Raw genomic sequence first — 22,627 nt, forward strand, 5'->3', positions numbered from 1 at the left:
TCAGTTTAACACATATAGAGAGATTAAATAAAACAATGAACCCCTTGATATAAATGATTGATACAGGGGGTTTAGTTAATTAGTAAGATTATTAAATGAGTAGGAGGGGGCTTGATTTGTTGCTTCAACATGCATTAAAAATATCGATCTATGTAAGTTTAGCGCTTCTTCTAATTGTTTTTAATATTCTACCATGGTTTGGCTCTGTTCACGTTTATGCAGAGGAGGATCTAAATGGAGAGGAGTCAGTGAGTGAGTTAGAGAGAAGCGATATAACTATACGTGATGACCTCTATTCTAACTATATTGAGCGCTACCAAGGTTTTTCTCGACCTAATCAGGAGATCATTATTCAGGCAGAGGATTATACAAAGATAGAAGATATGGATATTGAGGTTACTGAGATCGATCAAGGTGAGGCTGTGAAAACAGATGAGATAGGTATGGTTGAATGGGAAGTGGATGTCCCGGAAGAGGGATTGTACAACATTGGTATCCGCTATTTTCCTATTGAAGGTAAAAGCTCTTCTATTGAACGAGAATTATTGATTAATGGAGAGCTACCATTTCAAGGTGCAGCCACATTGACCTTTCCACGGACTTGGACTAACGAATTAGATGAAATTGAACAAGATAACCGTGGAAATGATTTAAGACCCAGGCAAGTAGAGCAGCCGATATGGCAAGAAGTGAATTTAAAAGACTCTGAAGGGTATTACACGGAACCGTACTTATTTTATTTTCATGAAGGTATCAATACTTTACGGTTTGTTTCGTCTCGTGAGCCGATGTTAATTGATTATATTAAGATTTATCAGATTGAGGAGATTCCTGAATATAAGGAAATTCAGCAATATTATGATGAGATGGGATACAAAGAAACAAGTGGGCACATGATTAAAGTACAAGGGGAGCATGCAACCTTGAAATCAGATCCGACACTGTATGCGACCAATGATCGTAGTAGTCCATCTACAGAGCCATATGATGTATCTAAAATACGAATGAACACGATAGGAGGGTACAATTGGCGCTGGCCGGGTCAATGGATCACTTGGGAAATGACTGTTCCAGAAGATGGATTATATAAGATTGGTGTGAAAAATCGGCAAAATATGCTACGCGGAATCTATTCGACGAGAACAATAATGATTAATGACGAAATTCCGTTTCGAGAGATGGAGCAAGTGTCTTTTTATTATGATAACAATTGGAAAATGGAAGTATTTGGTGATGATGAACCCTTTTTATTTTATTTAACTGAGGGAACTCATGAGCTCAAAATGGAAGTCACACTTGGGAATATGGCGCCATTGTTACGTACTGTGGAGGCGAGTGTTCTTGAGTTAAATGAAATTTACCGAAAAATTATCATGATTACAGGTACAGTTCCTGATCCATATCGCGACTATGAACTAGAAAAGAATATACCAGAAATGACAGAGGTGTTCGCTAGACAAAGTCAGATATTATCAGAAGTTGCTGATGAATTGGCTGATTTAACAGGAGAAACAAGTGATCAAACGGCCATTTTAAATACTATGGCCTATCAGTTAAGTGACTTTGTTCAAAGACCAGAAACGATTCAGCGTAGACTTGATTCATACAAAATCAATGTCGGTGGTCTAGGGACATGGATTTTAACCGTTCGTGAACAACCATTGGAAATTGATTATCTCATTATTGCATCCCCTGAACAGGAAATGCCTGAAGCAGATGCACCCTTTCATAGCAAAGTTAAACACGAAATAGGTGCTTTTGCTCACTCTTTCTTTGAGGATTATAACAGCATTGGGAATGTGACGGAGGGTGATGGAGATGATGCGATTACAGTTTGGATTGGAACTGGTCGTGACCAAGCACAGGTTTTGAAAGCTTTGATTGATGAGTCATTTACTCCAGAAACAGGAATCCATGTCAATTTACAGCTAGTACAAATGGAAAATTTACTACCAGCTACACTTGCCAATCAAGGACCTGATGTCGCTATGCAGGTTGGTAATGAAATTCCTGTTAATTATGCAATGCGAAATGCTGTGGTTGATGTAACTCAATTTTCTGATTTTGAGGAGATAGAACCTAGATTTCGAGATAGTGCTGTTTTGCCTTATCGATTTAATGATGGTGTCTTTGGCTTACCTGAACAACAAATGTTCAGCATGCTCTTTTATAGAAAAGATATTTTAGAAGAGCTGGGTATTGACGTTCCGCAAACATGGCAAGACGTTTTAGAAATGATCCCAGTTTTACAGAGAAATCATATGGATTTAGCTCTGCCATTACTACAAGACCCAGAAAATCCTGGTGATGTACAAAACCTAATTCCAAATCAAACGTTTACAATGATGCTCTATCAGGAAGACGGTGAACTGTATAAAAATGATGCGAAGGTAAGTGCTCTTGATTCTGCTATTGCCATGAGTGTATTTAATCGCTGGAGCAGCCTTTATACAAATTATAAACTGCCTCTAAAGTTTGACTTTCCAAACCGATTCCGTACAGGGGAAATGCCAATTGGCATTGATGATTATACATTTTATAATCATCTTTCAGTATCTGCACCAGAAATTCGAGGATTGTGGGAGTTTGCGCCAATTCCAGGTACAGAGCAACTTGATGGCTCCATTCGCCGCGATGTAGGGAGTACTGGAACAGCTGCAATCATAATGGAAAAAGCCGAAAATAAAGATGCAAGTTGGGAATTTTTAAAATGGTGGACTAGTAAAGAAATTCAAGTTCGTTTCGGAAGAGAAATGGAAGGTCTGATGGGGGCAGCAGCTCGTTACCCAACAGCTAATATTGAAGCTTTACAAGAGTTACCATGGCCAGTTAAAGATTACGAAAGATTAGAGGAACAGTGGCAATGGGTGCAAGGGGTGCCTGAAGTTCCGGGTGGTTATTTTACAGGAAGGCATTTAGACAACGCTTTCAGAGAAGTAGTAAACAATGGAACGAACCCTCGTGAAGCTTTAAGTGATTATATTATTTACATTAATGATGAAATTAGAATAAAGCGTACAGAGTTTGACCTGCCGCTGGAATAGGAGGGGTTACATATTTTAAAGGGTGAAAAACATTCAGAGAATCTAGCGGTTGAGAAGTCAGGGCAACTAGTCTCGTATCAAAAACCTAAAAGGTTGCAAGGATTAAAAAGAAATTTAAAGCTTCATAAGCATTCTTACATCTTAATGGCGCCTTATTTCCTTTTATTCTTTCTCTTTACGATATTGCCTGTACTGATATCAATCGTCGTAAGCTTTACCTATTTTAATATGTTGGAATTTCCGCGTTGGGTCGGTTGGCAAAATTACGCAAGACTATTTTTAGAGGATGATGTCTTTTTAATAGCTTTAAAAAATACGATGTTGTTTGCAGCTGTTACTGGTCCAATTAGTTACGTAGCTTGTTTCATTTTTGCTTGGTTAATTAATGAATTTAATTCAAAGTTGAGAGCGTTTCTTACACTAATCTTTTTCGCTCCTTCTATTTCCGGGAACATCTTCTTTATTTGGTTAATTATTTTTTCTGGAGACAGCTATGGCTACGCCAACGGCTTTCTAATGAAAATAGGCATTATTTATGAACCAATTCAGTGGCTACAGGATCCAACTTATATTCTGGCAATTATCATGCTCGTGCAATTATGGCTCAGTCTTGGAACTAGTTTCCTTGCGTTCATTGCTGGTTTGCAAAATGTTGATCGCACGATGTATGAGGCTGGTGCGATTGATGGGATTCGTAATCGCTGGCAAGAACTATGGTTTTTAACGCTTCCAGCGATGCGACCGCAATTAATGTTTGGCGCGGTTATTCAAATAACAATGACGTTTGCAGTTGCGGATGTATCAATGGCTTTAGCAGGCTTTCCGAGCGTTCAATATGCTGGTCATACAATTGTTACCCACTTAATTGACTACGGTACTATTCGTTTTGAAATGGGCTATGCCTCAGCTATCGCGACGATATTATTTATCATTATGATGACAACAAACCTAATTATACAAAAGCTCCTGAGAAAGGTGGGGGAATAGTTAATGGCGTTGACCTTAAGATTGAAGTACAAAAAAAAGAAAAAGCTAAATCGATCATGGTGGGGAACGCTTGGACTATTTGCTTTTATCGGGCTTTTTGGTGCTTTTATGGCATTACCACTCGTGTATACGATTAATAATGCATTTAAACCGCTAGATGAAATTTTCTTATTTCCACCAAGATTTTTTGTGAGAAATCCAACCTTTAATAATTTTGTTGATCTTGTCCATTTAATGGCAGACTCATGGGTTCCGTTCTCGCGATATGTTTTTAACACGTTTTTTATTACGATTGTTGGAACTGCAGGACATATTATTTTTTCCGCAGCTGCTGCTTATCCATTAGCGAAGCATAAATTTCCAGGAATGAATATTTTGTTCACGCTTGTTGTTTTATCGTTAATGTTTTCTCCACACGTTACGGCAATTCCAAACTACATGACGATGTCAGTGCTTGGCTGGGTGGATAGCTATTGGGCGATTATCGTTCCGTCATTTGCATTTCCACTTGGGTTGTATTTGATGAAACAATTCATGGAACAACTTCCTGATAGTTTGTTGGAAGCGGCAAGGATTGATGGGGCAAGTGAATACAGAATTTTTTGGCAAATTGTGATGCCGTTAGTGAAACCGGCATGGCTGACATTGATGATTCTTTTGTTCCAACAATTGTGGGGTACAGATGGAGGAAATTTTATTTATAGTGAAGAGTTGAAAACAATGAACTATGCAATGGGACAAATTATTCAAGGTGGGATTGCCCGTGCTGGAGCCGCAGCTGCTGTGGCATTTATGCTGATGTCCGTTCCTATCATTGTATTTCTATTTTCACAGGCTAGTATTATTCAGACGATGTCATCTTCAGGGATGAAGGAATAGGAGGGAGTCAATTGAAACGATTCAATGTGAAATGTGGAACGCTACTGTTGCTCCTCTTACTCTTTTCTACAATGCTAGCACCATTGGGAGCAGCTGCAAATGCACCGTATCCTGGCTATAACTATTCATATTGGGAAAATACAAACCCTTCGGCAATTCCATACTTACCAGGGGAAATTTTAGATGGAATAGATGAAGAATATGGCCGTTTACGCTCACCTGAGGATGTTTTCGTTACGCAGGATCATGACATTTACTTACTAGACTCAGGCAATAATCGAATTCTTGTGTTTGATGAGGGCTTTACGTTCATTCGATCGATTGAGGAGTTTAAAAATGGATCGGAAATAGACCAATTTAATCATCCACAAGGGATTTTTGTCACTGATGATGGATTTATTTATGTGGCAGATACGAATAATCAGCGGGTTGTTGAACTTACAAAAGACGGAGAGTTTATTAGAGAAATTGGTAAACCAGAATCAGATGTGATTCGTGCCGGCTTTGAGTACTATCCGGTAAAAATTGCAGTAGATCAAGCAAAGAGAATCTATGTGATTGGACGTGGCATTTATGATGGAATAATCGAATTTGATTCCGATGGCCATTTTTCAGGTTTCACGGGCGCAAATCGAGTCACCTTTAACCCAATCGAATATGTATGGAGAGTGTTTGCTACACGTGAACAGCGTGCTCAAATGTCCCTATTTATCCCAATTGAGTTTAATAATCTGGCGCTGGATGATGAAGGGTTTATTTATACAACCAATTCAGAACGGAATACGAATACTCCGATCCAACGATTGAACCCAACAGGAGAGGACGTGCTTAGAAAACAAGGGTATCACGATCCAATCGGAGATTTAGAGATCGCACATGTTGGTCATTACGCAGGGAGTTCAACCTTTATAGATATTGATGTGAATGATTATGGGGTATATAGCGCTCTAGATCTGAATAGAGGGCGTGTATTTACCTATGATGAAGATGGTAATTTACTTTATGTTTTTGGCCAACTTGGTGAGCAACGAGGGACGTTTCGTAATCCAGTAGCGATCGCACGATTAGGGGAGGATGTTCTCGTTCTTGATAAAGGTTTCAATCGAATAACTCGGTTTGAAGCGACGGAATTTGGCAGTCTTGTCAACCAGGCTGTTATGCATTACCACAAAGGGAACGATCAAGAATCAGCGAACTATTGGCATGAGGTTTTAAAGTTAAATACCAATTACGAAGTTGCATATGTCGGAATTGGAAAAGCGTTGTTAATGGAAGGACAAAATAGAGAAGCGATGGTTTATTTTGAAAATGGGAATAGTCGTCAGTACTATTCTAAAGCTTTTAAACGATACCGCCAAGAAGTGATGCGTGAGCATTTTGGTACGGTAATGACGGGAGTATTTGCGCTTGCCTTATTTTACGTCGTATTCCGAACATATCGAAGGATTAGGAGAGGAGGAGAACGTGTTGCTGCGAAATGAACTGATTCGATATCCAATTTACCTTTGTATTCACCCGTTTAAGGGATATTGGGACGTGAAGTATGAAGGGAAGGGTCGACTGAACATTGCTCTAACCATTCTTCTCATGTTGACTGTTGCCATTATTATTAAACGACAATATGCAGGATTTATAGTTAACTTTAATAACCCAAATGAACTAAATAGTCTTGATGAGCTTATGTTCATTGTATTGCCATTTTTTATTTGGTGTGTGGCAAATTGGTCGATAACGACGCTAATGGATGGTGAGGGGAAATTTAAAGAAATTATTATTGTTACAGCATATGCTTTAGTACCGATGATCCTCATCTATCTATTTACAACAATGATGAGTCAGGTTATTACCCTTGAGGAAGCTGTTTTTTATTTCTTTCTGGATGGGGTAGCGACTATTTGGTTTATCTATTTGTTATTTGTAGGAATTATGACCGTCCATCAATATACGGCAACAAAAACGATTGTAACGATCTTTTTAACGGTCATGGTTATGGGAATTCTAATTTTTTTAGGTCTACTTTCCTTTAGTTTATTCCAACAAATTTATTCTTTTGTTGAGACAATATTTAAAGAGCTGGCATATCGAACCTAAAGGTGGAGAGGAGGACTGACATGATTAGCAGCTGTAAACGAGGTTTCTATTTTTTACTTGTCATTGCAATCATCCTTCCACTTGTTTTCGAGCAAAAAGTTGTAGTTGCTGTGGAAAATGAAGAATCAACTGAGTTCGTAGAGGAAGAAGCTGAGATAGATGTACCTGTAATGGATGATTCAATAGTTGAGGCAGAATTGGAAGTAGAGGAAGTAGAGCTTAGTGAACGGGATGATGTTACAGAAGAAGACATAGAAGCTCATTTAGATGAGATGCAATTGATGTCAGAAAACAGCGAATTAGAATTATATTTTCATCGTACAACTGCAGAAATAGCAGTTAAAGTAAAAAAAAGTGGTCAGGTTTGGTTCTCTAACCCAATTGATCGTCAAACAGATACGGTTGCATCTGGTGAAAACAAGACGATTCTTCATTCGCAGTTATCATTAACTTATTTTCATCCTACTGGCCAAACGAGTCGGATGCATAGTAATGAAAGTGTTAGAGATGGACAATTTGAATCCGAAACGATTGAAAATGGCGTCAAAGTAATCTATACATTGGGAGACACTTCAAAAGGAATTGAAATGATTCCTGAACGAATTAGCAGAGAACGATTTGAAACATTAATTTTAAATAAAATTGAAGATGAAGATACGAGAGCTGATTTAGAAAGTCGTTTTCAATACATTCAGGAAGAGGACATTTATGAACGACGGGAGGTTTCCTTCGATTCAAAAATTGTTTTAAATCGGACAATTGAGCTTTTTGAAGAAATTGGTTATACAGAAGAAGATATAGCGATTGATAATGCAGGTGGAAGTGAACTAGCAGAAGAAGGATATGGAAAACCGAATTTTGTTGTTCCTATTCAATACGAATTAGATGGAGATCATTTAATTGTTACGGTCGTAGGTGAAGAACTTGAACAAAATGAATCCTTCCCTATTAGTGAAGTGAAAGTACTTGAATTTTTTGGAGCTGCAAATGAATTTAGAGAAGGTTATACATTTGTTCCTGATGGCTCAGGTGCGCTTATTCATTTAAATAATGAAAAGGTAAATTTTCAACCTTACCTCGATAGAGTATATGGAGAGGATAAGGCTACATTTGTCAGAGAACAAATGGAGATTAGTGAAAAGATTCGTTTGCCAGTGTTTGGTATGAAACAAGAGGAACAAGCATTTATCGCCATCATTGAGCAAGGAGATGCGATTTCTTCAATTGGAGCAGATGTGGCTGGAAGATTGAATTCTTATAATACGGTGAACAGTCGCTTCAATTTGAGAGAGGGGGCACAGATCACGCTAACTGGTGGTGAAAGAGCTAGTACAATCACTATGTTTCAACAAGATGGCTATCAAGATAATATGAGAATACGTTACAAGTTTTTAGATAGTGAAAAAGCAAGCTACTCTGGGATGGCTGAGTATTATCGCAATTATTTATTAGAAAGTACTCATTTATCTCCTTTAGAACCAACAGAGGAGCTCCCATTTTATTTAGAACTCGTGGGTTCCATTGTGAAAAGAAAAGCATTCCTTGGTGTGCCTTACCAATCAGTTGAAAGTGTAACGACTTTTGAAGAGGCAGAAGAAATCGTGAATGAGCTCAATGATGCCGGTGTTCATAATATTAAGCTGAGATATTCAGGATGGTTTAACGGTGGCTTGAAGCATAAGGCACCAAAGAGTGTGAAGGTTGATTCGCAAATAGGTGGAAAAAAAGGACTAGAAGAATTTCATTCCTTTTTGCAGAGCAAACAAATTGATCTTTATCCAGATGTCACGTTTTTAAATGTTCAACGTAATTCGTTTACATTCAATCCTTCTCGTGAAGCATCAAGATATGTGAATCGTCAGCCAGCTATTCAATATCCATTTAATCCAGCCAGTTTTAGAAGAGATCGTAACAAATTACCATATTATGTCCTTTCTCCTGTAAAGCTGCCTGATTACGTCGAAGGCTTCTCTAATGATTTTGCAAAATTAAATATAAAAGGTTTGTCTTTAAGGGATATGGGAGACGAATTGAATTCAGACTTTCGTGATAAAAACGTTATTAATCGTGAACAAGCTAAAAGAATGATTCAGGAGCAATTTAGTGAATTGGATAATCAATTTACCAATTTGCTAGTAGAAGGAGGCAACCTAATTGCTCTTCAACATGCGAACCATATCTTACACGCACCAACTTATAGTTCTGGATTTAATATTACAGATGAAAGTGTCCCTTTCTATCAAATGGTTATCCACGGTTCAATTGATTATACGGGAGTGCCCGTCAATTTAAGTGCTAACCAAAATATTAACGATCAATTGTTGAAAGCGCTTGAAACAGGGTCAAATGTCTATTTTAAATGGTTCTATGAAGATTCATCAATTGTCAAAGAAACGGAGTTTGATGATCTTTTCTCGATGAATTATCAAGTTTGGTTGGATGATGCTATTGAAATGTATCAGGAAGTGAATCAAGTATTAAATGAAGTTCGTACAGAAGTAATCACCACACATGAAAAAGTGGCTGAGGGAGTCTATCAAACAACTTATAGTAATGATGTAAACATTCTTGTAAATTATAATGACGATTCGGTCTCGGTAAATGGTGTTGCTATTGAAGCGGGGAGCTATGCAGTCATTCGAGGGGGGATAGCAAATGTTTCAGAAAAGTAAGATGACCCTTGAGCAGAAAAAGGGTAATTGGGGCTGGCTATTTATAGCCCCGTGGCTCATAGGCTTTATCACCTTATTTGCTGTTCCTTTATTTCAGTCACTTCGATATAGCTTGAGTGAATTGAGTTTAACACCTTCGGGCATATCGTTGGATTCGGTAGGAATGTCAAACTATCAACAAGCGTTAACTTATCATGTTGACTACAACCGAACCTTGATTGAAGCATTATTAGATATGGTCGTGAATGTTCCGTTAATCGTTATTTTTAGTTTATTAGTTGCCACTTTACTTAATCAGAAGTTTAAAGGGAGAATGGTAGCAAGAGCTATATTCTTCTTGCCAGTTATATTGGCTTCTGGAGTTATAGCTTCTATTGAAAGTGGGGATTTTCTTCAGAGTATGATGCAGCAAGGAGGCCCAAGTTCGCTTGAAGATACGGGTGGCATGAGGAGCTCACAGCTAGAGAGAATGCTAATAGGTTCGGGGATGAATGAGGTTCTTATTAGCTACTTAACAGGAGCGGTTGATCGAATCTATGACATTATTAGTGCTTCTGGTGTGCAAATCATTATTTTTTTAGCTGGCTTGCAGGCTATTCCATCTCATCTATATGAGGTATCAAATATTGAAGGAGCTACATCTTATGAAGCATTTTGGAAAATAACGTTTCCGATGATTAGTCCGCTTATTTTAACAAATGTGATTTACTCAGTCATCGATTCGTTTACAGGTAATGATATGACGACGTTAATTCAGCAGACAGCTTTCCAACAATTTAATTTTGGTTTGAGTGCTGCAATGTCATGGATTTACTTTCTAATTATTGCCGTAACGTTAGCGATTGTAACGTATTTTATTTCTAAGAAAGTGTTCTATCAATGATGGCGCTAACAAGGAGGGGTAAATTTGCCTATTCCAATAAGTAAATTAACAAAGAAAAAGCCTAACACTTTGATTAACAAAGAGCGGATAAATGTAAGCTTTGAAAAGCTAAAGAATATGGCGATGGTTTTATTTAGAACGATTCTTATTATTGGCTTATCCTTTGTTATTTTATATCCAATAATTATAAAAGTGTCTATTGCTTTTAAGCATAAGTCAGATTTATATGATCCTACAGTTGTATTTATTCCGAAAAATTTTACGTTAGAGAATTTTCAATATGTTATCGAAACAATGAATTATTTTCAAACGATGTTAAATTCATTTGTGTTATCTAGTGGAACAATGTTGTTGACAACTATGTCTTGTGCATTAGCAGGGTATGGGTTTGCTCGATTTAAATTTAAAGGAAGAAATGTTTTGTTTGCCCTTGTCATTTTAACGATCCTTGTACCGCCGCAAACGATTATGGTACCAACGTATCTTCAATATCGAAACTTTGATATTTTAGGGGTCATTGCGCTGTTTAACGATGGGAATGGAATCAATTTATTAGGGAGTTATTGGCCGTTTTTAATTTCTTCTGTTACGGGGATGGGCTTAAAAGCAGGTTTGTTTATTTTTATTTTCCGTCAATTTTTTAAAGGATTTCCTAGAGAAATTGAAGAAGCAGCTCTTGTTGATGGGGCAGGAGTCATAAGGACGTTTTACAAAATTATGTTGCCGAATGCTGTACCGGCAATTATTACTGTCATGCTATTTGCGTTTGTTTGGCAATGGAACGATATTTTCTTCACAACCATGTTTCTTGATAACGCAAATGTTATGTCAGCTAAATTGCAGTCTGTAGGTTCTAATATTGCGCACAGGTTGACAGCTGGTGATGGAGCAGGTAGTGTAGATCCATCTTATTTATCGATGCTTGTTAATACAGGTGTATTACTTTCGATGCTGCCGTTAATTATATTGTATATTTTTGTTCAAAGGCATTTTGTGGAAAGTGTTGAGCGGACAGGAGTGGTTGGATAAAGGTAGCAGATGTATTACATGATTTGAAGTGGACGCGTTAACCGTGTCCACTTTTTGGTAGTGTTTTTTATTTTGTGATCATTTAGAGTACCGGAAGTAATAGTAATGTGTGCTGTTCTAGCTTTTATACTTTCCCCACTTTTTCAAAGGTCCGGTAACATAGCCGAAATACCACATAACTACCAATACTAAAGATAACGAATAATAATGCTGGTAAGTACAGCACTAAAATCACCATCCCAACAATAATAAACAAGCAAAGCAATGTTGTTGGAAAATACATTATCGAAAATAAAAAGGCATGTTTAATGTGTCCCCAAAACGATAATTTAAAATGCACCATAACTGGAATGATAAAAGCTGTATTAAAAGCAACTAATAATCCAATTACGAACAATAAGGACGTCATTAGTAAATTGGCGGTCGATTCAAATTCAGCGATGATAGCAAGATCAATATAAAAGATAAATAAGCAAATCCCCCATAATATCCCATATGCGAAGCTGTGCTTGAAGTTCACTTTGAAATATTGAAAAAATGGTTGAATAACACCACTGTCTTTTCCTTGAACCCAGTCCCTTATTACAGCATACATTGCAGCAGTTGCAGGAAATAAAGTTATGATTGGGAGTGAAAACAATAACCAAATTAGATTCAATAAAAAGAAATTTGTCATTTTTTCTAGGAAATAATATAATTTACTATTAACAATATTCACAAGGACACCTCTGTCATCGATTCTAAATGTAAGCGTTGCCATAAAAATCAAAATAAAGATTTATAACGATATTCTTTTGGTGCAACTTTTTTAATTTTTTTAAATGTTCTTGAAAATAAAAATGGGTCTTGATAACCGACAGCTTTAGCAATATTGCCAATCGAAAGGTCACTATTATTTAACAAAGTACATGCCTTATTAATTCTAAGCTGGATTAAATATTCTTGTATGCTACAATGAATATTTTTTTTGAAAATAGAACATAGATAACTACGATCAAGTCCAATGAAATCTGCAATTTCAGATACAGTAATCTTGTTCATATAGTTCTGCTCAATAAAATCAACCACTTTTCTAACATAGTCTGCTTGATTACTAGTTTTTTTATAGTGATTTTTTTTCTGAGTATGCGTATTTGCTTGAATTAGGAGAGATAATATTGAATAAAGTTGTCCAGTTCGTTTTAACTCAGCAGCCATATTACTATCATTTTCACTAATTAGTTCAATAAAATGCTGAATCAGTAGTTGGTCTTTATCGTAATTAAAGATTGGATGACTTGCACTTAAATTGGCAAGACGGAGGAATGATTCTGCATGTACTCCATGGAAGCCCACCCAGTAATAATGCCAAGGGTCATGACTATCTGCTTTATAATATGAAACCATTTTTGGGCAGATAAGAAATCCGTTGCCTTGTTCTAAGTGATACGTTTTACCATCAATAATGAATATACCCTTCCCGGAAAAGACATAGTGGATTAAGTAATCTTCTCTAGCTTTAGGACCTTGAAAATGATCAGGGCAGCAAAGCTCAGAACCATATTGATTTAAATATAGATCATTGTATGGAATACTATTAGTAACATACTTGAGTATTTGCATCGCATCCCCCCCTAAAAACTAATAGTCGTTTGTAAGCATTATATCATAGGGAAGTTGGAAAGATGACGTATAATTTTTATATGAAATGTTCGCGTATAATAAAGGGCATTCTACAATTGCAAAGATCATACTTTAATGATCAATTTCATGAAGCTGAAAGGAGTCGTTATGACTATCGAACATGGTTGGAACCTAGATCACAGCTATACAAAGTTACCAAATTCATTTTATTCACATCAAAAGCCAACACCCGTCCCGTCACCTGAATTAGTAATCGTAAATGAACGTCTGTCTGAAGAATTAAGGTTAGAGGCTAGCGAATTAAAAGGGGAAGAAGCTGCACAAATATTCGCAGGGAATCAATTTCCACCGGGGTCTGACCCCATTGCACAAGCCTATGCAGGTCACCAATTCGGGCATTTCACAATGCTTGGAGATGGTCGGGCGATTCTCTTAGGTGAACAAGTGACACCAACTGGAGAACGAGTAGATATTCAACTGAAGGGAGCTGGGCGGACACCATATTCACGTGGAGGTGATGGTCGAGCTTCACTAGGTCCGATGTTACGTGAATATATGATAAGTGAAGCGATGTACGCATTAGGTATTCCGACAAGTCGCAGCTTAGCTGTTGTGAAGACGGGGGAACTAGTATATCGCGAAACGGAGTTAGATGGAGCCATTTTAACAAGAGTTGCAGCTAGTCATATTCGTGTAGGAACCTTTCAATATATTGCTCAGTTTGGTGAGAAGAATGATCTGCAAGCTTTAGCGGACTATACAATTGATCGGCATTTTGCTTATATTGCTGATAATCATCAACGTTATTTGCGTTTATTAGAAGAAGTTATAAAAAAACAGGCAAGTTTAGTTGCAAAATGGCAGCTCGTTGGATTTGTGCATGGTGTGATGAATACGGATAACGTGGCGATAAGCGGTGAGACGATTGATTATGGACCATGCGCATTTATTGATAAGTATGACCCTACGACTGTATATAGTTCGATTGATCGACAAGGGCGTTATGCATATGGAAATCAACCATATATGGCTGCCTGGGGTTTGGCAAGGTTGGCAGAAGCGATCCTCCCTTTGTTACATGAGGACAAGGAGCAAGCAGTTAAGCTAGCGGAAGGGGCGATTGCGACATTCTCAGAATCCTTTCAAGAAGAATGGTTAACTGGAATGAGAAAGAAGCTAGGGTTGGTAGATGGAGAAGATGGCGATCAAGAGCTTATTAACAGTCTTTTGAAAATGATGGATACCCATGAAGCTGATTATACGAATACATTTAGAGCGCTAACATTGGGTCAATTAGATGAAGAAGCATTATTCGAAACGAAGTCCTTCCAAGCATGGCATAAGCAATGGATGGAGCGGTTAGCTAAACAAGGTCATTCTGAGGAAATCGTTCAGGAACGAATGCAAAAGTCCAACCCTGTGGTCATCCCACGTAATCATCGTGTAGAGGAAGCGTTGGCAGCGGCTGTAGAAGATGATGATTATGATGTTATGAAACAGCTTCTTCATGTATTAGAGAAACCATATGATTATTCTATGGAATTAACGAAATATTGTCAGCCACCAGCACCATCGGATCGTCCATATCAGACTTTATGTGGAACTTAATTGATATAGTGTGGTTAGAAAGACATGTTAACGGGTAAATGGTTAACATGTCTTTCTGTATTAAGAAAAGACGCTATCGTGCTTTTCTTACATAATCAAAATTTATAAAATTCATGGAAGGAATTGTGAGAATAACCGAAGGAGCTATCGGAACCACTCAGTGAAGAAGCGGGGGGCAAAGGTCACGTGCTCTATGCGGTTCCTCATTCCTCTATTTAAGATAAATGAGTCCAAAAGGAGCCATAAAAGCCAAAATAGCGGAATGAGGGCTACATTTTCTTTTCAGGAAATGTTTTTTCTCTTATTTAGAGGAATGAGGATTAACTTTGTTGGTTGTCCCTATGCAAGTAGGTTCGCAAAAGTAGTGATCACGCATTGATGAGCTACACCCTATGAACGGCTCGGCACAACACTTATAAGAAAAGATGCTATCGCAGTTTTCTTATGTCATAAATTCATCACTCCTTTGTAACAAAATTGTTTGATTTGTGATATTTTTCACATACATTTCCGTTATACAATAGGTAGTATCTTCTGCTTATGAAAGGGAGAGGACAAGGAGGAGAGAAGATGGATTCAGTTGAATTTAGTCGATATTTAACGATGATGACATTGTCAGTACATGTCATCTATGCAACTCTCGGTGTGGGTGTACCAATTTTGATACTTATTGCTCACTGGCTCGGCTTAAAGAGGAATGATGAGCATTATTTGCTTATGGCAAAACGCTGGGCACGAGGGTATGTGATTACAGTTGCGGTTGGGGTTGTGACCGGAACGGCGATTGCTCTCCAGTTAGCGCTTTTATGGCCTAGCTTTATGGAATTTGCTGGTCAGCTTATTGCGTTACCATTATTTATGGAGACTTTTGCGTTTTTCTTTGAAGCCATTTTCTTAGGAATTTACTTATATACGTGGGACCGTTTTAAAAATCCATTTAAACATTTTATGCTCTTAATTCCAGTATTAATCGGCGGAGCGATGTCGGCATTATTTATTACGTCTGTTAATGCCTTTATGAATACGCCACAAGGCTTTGCGTTAGTTGATGGACAATTGACCAATATTCAGCCGTTTTTGGCGATGTTTAATCCAGCGATGCCAACGAAGGTTGGACATGTGCTCACATCAGCATATATGACTACTGCCTTTGTTCTAGCCTCAATTGCCGCTTATCATCTATTAAAGGGAAATCGTCACGAGTATCACCGTAAAGGACTTGCGTTAACGATGAAAGTGGCTCTTATCTTTTCGATCGCGACAGCCGTTGTTGGTGACTTTTCAGGGAAGTTCTTAGCTGAGTATCAACCTGAGAAGCTTGCTGCTGCGGAATGGCACTTTGAGACAGAAGAAGAAGCTCCACTCGTGCTGTATGGGGTGTTGACGGAAACGAATGAAGTTAAATATGCGATTCGTATTCCATATGCGCTAAGCTTTTTAGTGCATAGTAACTTTACAGGTGAAGTGGTCGGCCTTGATCAGTTTCCAGAGGAATATCATCCTCCGTATATCGTGCATTACTTTTTTGACATGATGATTACGATTGGAATAGGGTTAACGGCGTTGGCACTTTTCTATATAGTGGCCCTTTATCGCAACTGGTCGTTTATTAAGACGAAATTATTCCGACGGTTGCTTGTTGCCTCAGGTCCATTGGCGATGCTTGCCATTCAAGCAGGGTGGTGGTTTGCTGAAATGGGTCGACAGCCGTGGATTATGAGAGGATATATGACAACGGCCGAAGGGGCAACTGATTCACCATATGTATGGGTGATGTTTATTGCTTTTGCCGTGCTTTACCTTATTTTAGTTGTGGGTACGGGTGTTGTATTATCGAGAATGTTTAAAAATAACCCAGTTGAAAAAGAATTAGAAAGGCAGACTGACGCCAAGGGAGGTATTGCAAAATGACCGTTGAAATTATAGGGATTTCCGTCTTGTGGCTATTCCTTTTTGGCTATGTCATTATTGCTTCCATTGACTTTGGAGCAGGCTTCTTTAATGCATTTACGATTGTGACGAAGAAGAACCATATTGTGAATACGGTCATTCAACGTTACTTATCCCCTGTTTGGGAGATTACAAATGTCTTTCTTGTGTTTTTCTTTGTTGGGATGATCGGTTTTTTTCCAAGTACAGCTTACTATTTTGGTACAGTTCTCTTAATTCCAATTAGTATATCGATTATTTTATTGGCGCTACGTGGTAGCTATTATGCATTTGGCACGTATGGGACAAAGAAAGGTCATGTCGGATATACACTTATGTATGGTATAACTGGTGTCCTTATTCCGGCGTCTTTAACGACAGCGTTAATTGTGTCCCAAGGTGGTTTTATTCATACAACGTCATCAGGGCGGATTGAGCTCGATTATATTGGGTTATTTACAAGCCCGTTTGCATGGTCGATTATTGTTCTAAGTCTTGTCAGTGTTTTGTTTATTTCTGCTAGCTTTCTAGCTTATTATTCATCTGTTGCAAAAGATAGGAAAGCTTTGAACCTCTTTCGAAAGTATACGTGGATTTGGAGCTTTCCGACGATTGTAACGGCATTAGGCATTATTATTGAAATGAGGTGGCATAATCCTTCCCATTATGAAGGGTTACTATCTTTATGGTGGTTGTTTGCTCTTTCGTTTGTCTGTTTCATCGTCAGCCTATGGTTATTAAGGAAGCAGTTATACGGTAAGTCGTTTATCTTTGTTGTATTACAATTTGCGATTGCCTTTTATGCATACGGAGTTTCACGATATCCATATTTATTATATCCAGATGTAACGATTTATGATGGGTTTACAAATGAAACGATGGCGTATACATTAATTGTCGTCTTTATTTTAGGGTTCATGCTGTTGATTCCATCGCTATATTTAGTGTTTAAATTATTCATTATGAACAAACCATATATCCAAAAAGGGAAATAAGGAGGAACGATAAGATGTACAACTTTCTATTGTTTTATGCTCCTCTTCTTGTCGCCGGGCTTGCGATTGTGCTTTCCTTTGTTATGGCACATAAAAGTACGAAATATGAGGATTAGCTGATGAAAATTTTGCAAAGGTTAGCAACGGCTGAAAGGAAACCATATTCCTTGTTATATGTTGTAGCAATTGCTTTTGGAGTAGTCGTTATCGCTCAAGCGTATTTGATTGTAACGATTGTAAATGACGTGTTCCTACGAAATGTAGCGTTTGAACACGTCATTGTTCTATTATTTGTGCTACTAGGTGTGTTATTAATGAGAGCATTGCTTTCATATTGGAGCAACCGATTAGGTGTCAGCATGGCGACAAAGATTAAAGAGGATATTCGGAAACGTTTATTGCAGGCATATGGAAATGAATCATTATCAATGTCTTATCAAGGACAATCTGGTGCAAAGGTTAGTGTCATGCTTGATACTGTTGATGAAATAGATAGCTTCTTTCGTCAATATGTGCCCCAACGAATGGTTTCGACGATTGCACCAGTGATGATCTTAATTGTGATTTTTAGTCAACATGTATATTCAGGCTTGATTCTTCTAGTGACAGCACCATTTATCCCTGTTTTTATGGCGATTATTGGCGGAATGACGCAGCGGAAATCAGAAGAAAAGTTAGAAAGCATGAAAGCTTTTTCGGGGCGTTTTCTTGATACATTGCAGGGAATTGAAAGCTTAAAGGTATACGGGAAATCAAAGAAATATAAAGAACTCATTCGTCAAAGTAGCTTACGTTTTCGTGATACGACAATGGAAATATTAAAGGTGGCTTTCACCTCTTCGTTAATGTTGGAATTTATTTCGATGCTTAGTATTGGACTCGTTGCACTAGAATTAGGGTTACGTTTAATTGTGTTTCAGCAAATTGATTTTTTTACAGCCTTTTTTATTTTACTACTCGTTCCAGAATTTTTTAATTTATTGAAGGAGCTAGGAAGTGCGTTTCATGCTGGGAGAAGTAGTAGTGGTGCAGCAGAAAAAATCGAAGAAGAGCTTCAAAAAAAGGAGCAACGAATGGAATGGGGACATGAGCGATTCAATGAGAGGATTTCCTCCTTTCAGTTACAGAATGTCCATTTTCATTATCGTTCAGAGGGCTTTAAATTAAATGGCATAAACACTCGGTTGCCTCGACATGGACAAGTGGCGTTAGTTGGAAAAAGTGGAGCTGGTAAAACGACATTATTACATATCATGTCTGGTTTGTTACAGCCTACTGAAGGTGGATTGTATGTCAACGGTCTTCCGTTAACGTCGTATAAAGAGAGTGAATGGTTTAACCAAATTAGTTATGTCACACAGCATCCTTATTTATTTGCAGGTACGATTGCTGAAAATATAACGATGGGATTAGATGTAACGGAAGAGGAATTAAGAGACGCTGCTGAAAAGGCGGGTATTCTTGATTTAATTACCTCTTTTCCTGACGAGTTTCAAACGATGATTGGTGAAGGTGGAAGAGGGTTATCAGGCGGTGAAAAGCAACGTATTGCGATAAGTCGTGCCTTTTTAAAAAGGCCAGCCATCGTTTTATTTGATGAGCCGACTTCTGGTCTAGATTTAGTGACTGAGCAGGTGCTTCATGCTTCGATTGAACAGCTTGCTGAGCAAGCGCTTGTCATAACTGTTGCTCATCGCTTGCAAACGATTAAGAGAGCGAATTATATTCTTTTTCTAGAAAATGGAGCACTGTTAGCTGAGGGAAAGCATGAGCAATTATTAAAGCAATCTGAACGTTACGCGCAAATGCTCTCAGAGAATCGGGAGGTGGAATAGAGCATGAATGATCTTCTACCTATTGTGCGGTTAATGATGCGGGAAAAGAAAGACGTTATTTTATCAGTCGTTTTTGGCTTTTTGGCCGGTGTGACGGCTGTCGGCTTATTTGCTGCAAATGGCTACTTAATTTCCCAAGCTGCCTTAGAGCCTCCTATGTATGTATTAATAGCTATGGTAGCGGTCGTGAAAATCGGTAGTTTCACTCGGGCTTTAAGTCGTTATGCCGAACGGTATTACTCTCATCGAGCAACCTTTACAATGCTTAGTGATATGCGTGTTTATTTCTATGAAAAAATAGAAAAGATAGGTGCTTCTTTATTTCGAACGTACCGCAGTGGTGATTTGTTAGCGCGAATTGTTGGTGATGTGGAAAGCTTGCAAAACTTTTTTTTACGCGTTCTCTATCCACCAATTATTATGGTGTTAGTCTTTTTTAGTACGATATTCTTTGTTTCATTTTCTTCAATAGTCATTGCTGCGTGCATATTAATTGGATTGTTCTTGACAGGTTTTGTCATCCCAGCTTGGTTTGCTAAAAGGCAGAAGAAGATCAGTAGCGATATTCGTCAAGAAAGGGCACAACTTTCTACTGATGTAGCAGAATGGTTCTATGGATTTCGAGAATTGAAAATTCATCAGCAACTAGAAGGCAAAGAACAGCAATTGGGAGATCAGTCAAAAGTGTATGTTCTAAAGCAAAAACAAGAAGGAGTGCAATCCGCTTCTAATCAAGCTTTTAATGTGGCAGCCGCACATCTTATTTCATGGTCTGTCCTTGCTATTGGAGCTTACTTCGTTACAACTGGACAGCTAGATGGTGTTTTATTAGCGATGCTTGTGATGATTAGCTTTATTGTCTTTGAGCATTCGGTACCTATGGCTATTTTCCCGATTCATTATGATGAAAGCGAACAAGCTGCCAAACGGTTGGAGGCGGTGACAGCAGAAGGTGACAGAAAAGAGAGAGTTACTACTCAACTGAATATGAGTGAATGCGCACCATCGCTATCATTCCGTCGTGCATCATTCGGATTTGCCAATGAATTTCGAAAGACACTGGAGGATATTACAATTGACTTCCCATCAGAATCGAAAACAGCGATTGTTGGACCAAGTGGATCTGGAAAGTCTACGCTCATGCATATATTATTAAAATGGTATGAGACAGAAGGTGAAATCCATGTTAACGGTGTGCCAATTGAGCAAATTGATCAAGAGTCTATTTGGGCACAGGCAAATGTTGTTTATCAAAGAAGTCAGTTCTTTTATGGTACGGTAAGAGACAACCTTCTTTTATTTGAGGAAGAGTGGACGGAGGAACAGTTAGAGCAACTGTTAAAGGATGTTCAGTTATCACACTTCAAATTGGATGATGCAGTGATGGAAGGTGGAGAAAATTTATCAGGAGGGGAAAAGCAGCGATTAGCTTTGGCAAGGGCTGGTGCTAAAGGTGGGCGATTATGGCTCCTTGATGAACCGACTTCATCCGTTGATATGGAAACAGAGAAGAAGCTCTATCATTGGCTTCATCAGCAAGCTAAGGAGGATACGCTCATTCTCATAAGTCATCGGCTTTCAGGGCTTGAACAAATGGATCAAATTGTTGTGATGGATGAAGGCAAGGTTGTTGAAGTCGGGACGTATGCAGAGCTAATGGAGAGAAAGGGTTTCTTCTACAAACTTAAAGAAATTGAAAGTAGTTTGATTTGAATATGTAGAAGGGATGATGAAGTAATATATAGAATAGATTATAGTGAAAGTAGAGTTTAGTTGAGATGAGAAAGGTGAGATGAGTATGGGACAAGTGAAAGTATTTGGGTTAAAAGATGTATTAAATTCGCGGAAGAAGCTAGTATCGAGTATCATTCATTCTTGTATGGTTGATGCTTTAGAGTTTCCAGAAGAGAAAAAATTTCAACGATTTTTCTTAATGGATGAGGAAGATTTCTTCTTTTCAAATGATCGAAGTGAGAACTATATGGTAATTGAAATTAGTATGTTTGAAGGACGCTCGATCGCAACGAAAAAGAAGTTGATTCAGTTGTTGTATGAGAGACTTACGAGTAAATGTAAGATGAGGAAAGAAGATATTGAATTAACGATCTTTGAAACACCGAAGCATCATTGGGGGATTCGCGGCTTACCTGGTGACGAGCTAGCCCTAAATTATAACGTTGACCTTTAGGTTTGTTTGTGAATAGGTATCTTAAAAGGATTCGCGCGGGCAATAGGGAAGTTGAGCGCCTTAAATGGCTACGGGTAATAATTTACGATACACACAAACGCTGTCGATCGCCATATATGATTCCGTGCAAGCAGATCGAATGGTGGATGCTCATTTCATGCTTGGTTGGAGGGAGGGAAGGATCATGGCTAAAACAGCTTTAATTGTTGGGGCGACTGGATTGGTGGGGCGAGAGCTATTAAAGATGCTATTGAAGCAAGGAAATTATGATAAAGTTGTTGCGATCGTACGTAGACCTTTAAAAATAGCAGATCAGAAGCTGACAGAAATCGTGACCGATTTTGATAAGCTTGATGAATCAGTGATTGATTTTCACGTAGACGATGTGTTTAGCTGCTTAGGAACAACGATTAAGAAGGCACAATCAAAAGACGTCATGTATCGAATTGATGTGACGTATCCCTTACGAGTAGCAAAGCTATCTCGAAAAGCAGGTGCGAAGAAACTTCTTTTTGTAAGTGCAATGGGTGCGAATGCGAAATCCTCAATCTTTTACACCAGAATAAAAGGAGAGCTTGAGGGTGAGGTGCAAAAGCTAGGTTATGACTCCATTGCGATCTTTCGCCCTTCCTTACTGCTTGGAGAGCGTGCAGAATTTCGCTTTGGTGAAAAAACAGCCGAAGTGATGTTTAGAGCTTTATCCTTTCTTTTTGTCGGACCTTTACGAAAGGTCAAAGGGATTGAAGCCAAAACCATTGCTTTGGCAATGTATGATGTAGCACAAGCTGAAGAGAAAGGTATAGCCATTTATCAGAATGATGAAATTGAAAAAATAGGTTCTCTATCAATAAATAATGCCTAAAA

18 protein-coding genes are annotated in these 22,627 nt (G+C 38.2%); 16 read left to right on the forward strand and 2 right to left on the reverse strand.

Features of this window, described 5'->3' with window-relative positions; translation table 11 throughout:
* Positions 1-116: 116 nt before the first annotated feature.
* From ACERJO_RS05920 to ACERJO_RS05955, 8 genes are all read left to right on the forward strand, one after another.
* The gene (locus ACERJO_RS05920) at positions 117-3,044 is read left to right on the forward strand and encodes an extracellular solute-binding protein (protein WP_373646889.1); all 2,928 of its coding nucleotides are present in this window, start codon (positions 117-119) and stop codon (positions 3,042-3,044) included.
* A gap of 93 nt (positions 3,045-3,137) precedes the next feature.
* Positions 3,138-4,031, forward strand: a complete 894-nt coding sequence (locus ACERJO_RS05925; protein ID WP_373646890.1) for a carbohydrate ABC transporter permease — start codon at positions 3,138-3,140, stop codon at positions 4,029-4,031.
* A 3-nt stretch (positions 4,032-4,034) separates the two neighbouring features.
* Positions 4,035-4,910 (forward strand): carbohydrate ABC transporter permease, encoded by an 876-nt coding sequence (locus ACERJO_RS05930; protein ID WP_247105752.1) that lies wholly within the window; start codon positions 4,035-4,037, stop codon positions 4,908-4,910.
* An 11-nt stretch (positions 4,911-4,921) separates the two neighbouring features.
* Positions 4,922-6,391, forward strand: a complete 1,470-nt coding sequence (locus ACERJO_RS05935; RefSeq protein WP_373646891.1) for a gluconolactonase — start codon at positions 4,922-4,924, stop codon at positions 6,389-6,391.
* Positions 6,378-7,001 (forward strand): Yip1 family protein, encoded by a 624-nt coding sequence (locus ACERJO_RS05940; RefSeq protein ID WP_373646892.1) that lies wholly within the window; start codon positions 6,378-6,380, stop codon positions 6,999-7,001. Before ACERJO_RS05935 ends, ACERJO_RS05940 begins: the two co-directional genes overlap by 14 nt.
* 20 nt (positions 7,002-7,021) lie before the next feature.
* Positions 7,022-9,673 (forward strand): DUF5696 domain-containing protein, encoded by a 2,652-nt coding sequence (locus tag ACERJO_RS05945; protein ID WP_373646893.1) that lies wholly within the window; start codon positions 7,022-7,024, stop codon positions 9,671-9,673.
* The gene (locus tag ACERJO_RS05950; protein WP_247105749.1) at positions 9,657-10,556 is read left to right on the forward strand and encodes a carbohydrate ABC transporter permease; all 900 of its coding nucleotides are present in this window, start codon (positions 9,657-9,659) and stop codon (positions 10,554-10,556) included. Before ACERJO_RS05945 ends, ACERJO_RS05950 begins: the two co-directional genes overlap by 17 nt.
* Before the next feature lie 117 nt (positions 10,557-10,673).
* Entirely contained in the window at positions 10,674-11,585 is a 912-nt protein-coding gene (locus ACERJO_RS05955; RefSeq protein ID WP_247105861.1) for a carbohydrate ABC transporter permease, read from the forward strand.
* Between the two features lie 124 nt (positions 11,586-11,709).
* On the opposite strand, the gene ACERJO_RS05960 is transcribed toward ACERJO_RS05955, so the two are convergent.
* Complete coding sequence (locus ACERJO_RS05960) at positions 11,710-12,303, reverse strand: YesL family protein (RefSeq protein WP_373646894.1); 594 nt, start codon at positions 12,301-12,303, stop codon at positions 11,710-11,712.
* A 47-nt stretch (positions 12,304-12,350) separates the two neighbouring features.
* Positions 12,351-13,187: an AraC family transcriptional regulator gene (locus tag ACERJO_RS05965; protein ID WP_247105747.1), complete on the reverse strand. Its 837-nt coding sequence runs from the start codon at positions 13,185-13,187 to the stop codon at positions 12,351-12,353.
* 168 nt (positions 13,188-13,355) lie between these two features.
* Between ACERJO_RS05965 and ACERJO_RS05970 the strand changes: the two genes are divergently transcribed.
* From ACERJO_RS05970 to ACERJO_RS06005, 8 genes are all read left to right on the forward strand, one after another.
* The gene (locus tag ACERJO_RS05970; RefSeq protein ID WP_373646895.1) at positions 13,356-14,816 is read left to right on the forward strand and encodes a protein adenylyltransferase SelO; all 1,461 of its coding nucleotides are present in this window, start codon (positions 13,356-13,358) and stop codon (positions 14,814-14,816) included.
* A 570-nt stretch (positions 14,817-15,386) separates the two neighbouring features.
* The gene (locus ACERJO_RS05975; protein WP_373646896.1) at positions 15,387-16,727 is read left to right on the forward strand and encodes a cytochrome ubiquinol oxidase subunit I; all 1,341 of its coding nucleotides are present in this window, start codon (positions 15,387-15,389) and stop codon (positions 16,725-16,727) included.
* A complete protein-coding gene (locus tag ACERJO_RS05980; RefSeq protein WP_373646897.1) occupies positions 16,724-17,740 on the forward strand; it encodes a cytochrome d ubiquinol oxidase subunit II in 1,017 nt (338 codons plus the stop codon). Before ACERJO_RS05975 ends, ACERJO_RS05980 begins: the two co-directional genes overlap by 4 nt.
* A gap of 14 nt (positions 17,741-17,754) precedes the next feature.
* Entirely contained in the window at positions 17,755-17,856 is a 102-nt protein-coding gene (gene cydS / locus ACERJO_RS05985; RefSeq protein WP_373646898.1) for a cytochrome bd oxidase small subunit CydS family protein, read from the forward strand.
* Between the two features lie 3 nt (positions 17,857-17,859).
* Positions 17,860-19,575 carry a thiol reductant ABC exporter subunit CydD gene (gene cydD / locus ACERJO_RS05990; RefSeq protein ID WP_247105743.1) on the forward strand — a complete coding sequence of 572 codons (1,716 nt, stop codon included), beginning with the start codon at positions 17,860-17,862 and terminating at the stop codon, positions 19,573-19,575.
* Positions 19,576-19,578: 3 nt separating this feature from the next.
* A complete protein-coding gene (gene cydC, locus ACERJO_RS05995) occupies positions 19,579-21,288 on the forward strand; it encodes a thiol reductant ABC exporter subunit CydC (protein ID WP_247105742.1) in 1,710 nt (569 codons plus the stop codon).
* 85 nt (positions 21,289-21,373) lie between these two features.
* Positions 21,374-21,763 carry a tautomerase family protein gene (locus tag ACERJO_RS06000; protein WP_247105741.1) on the forward strand — a complete coding sequence of 130 codons (390 nt, stop codon included), beginning with the start codon at positions 21,374-21,376 and terminating at the stop codon, positions 21,761-21,763.
* 184 nt (positions 21,764-21,947) lie between these two features.
* The gene (locus ACERJO_RS06005; protein WP_373646899.1) at positions 21,948-22,625 is read left to right on the forward strand and encodes an oxidoreductase; all 678 of its coding nucleotides are present in this window, start codon (positions 21,948-21,950) and stop codon (positions 22,623-22,625) included.
* Positions 22,626-22,627: the final 2 nt, after the last annotated feature.

The sequence above is a fragment of the Halalkalibacter sp. AB-rgal2 genome (genome assembly GCF_041821005.1).
GTDB lineage: Bacteria > Bacillota > Bacilli > Bacillales > Bacillaceae_D > Halalkalibacter.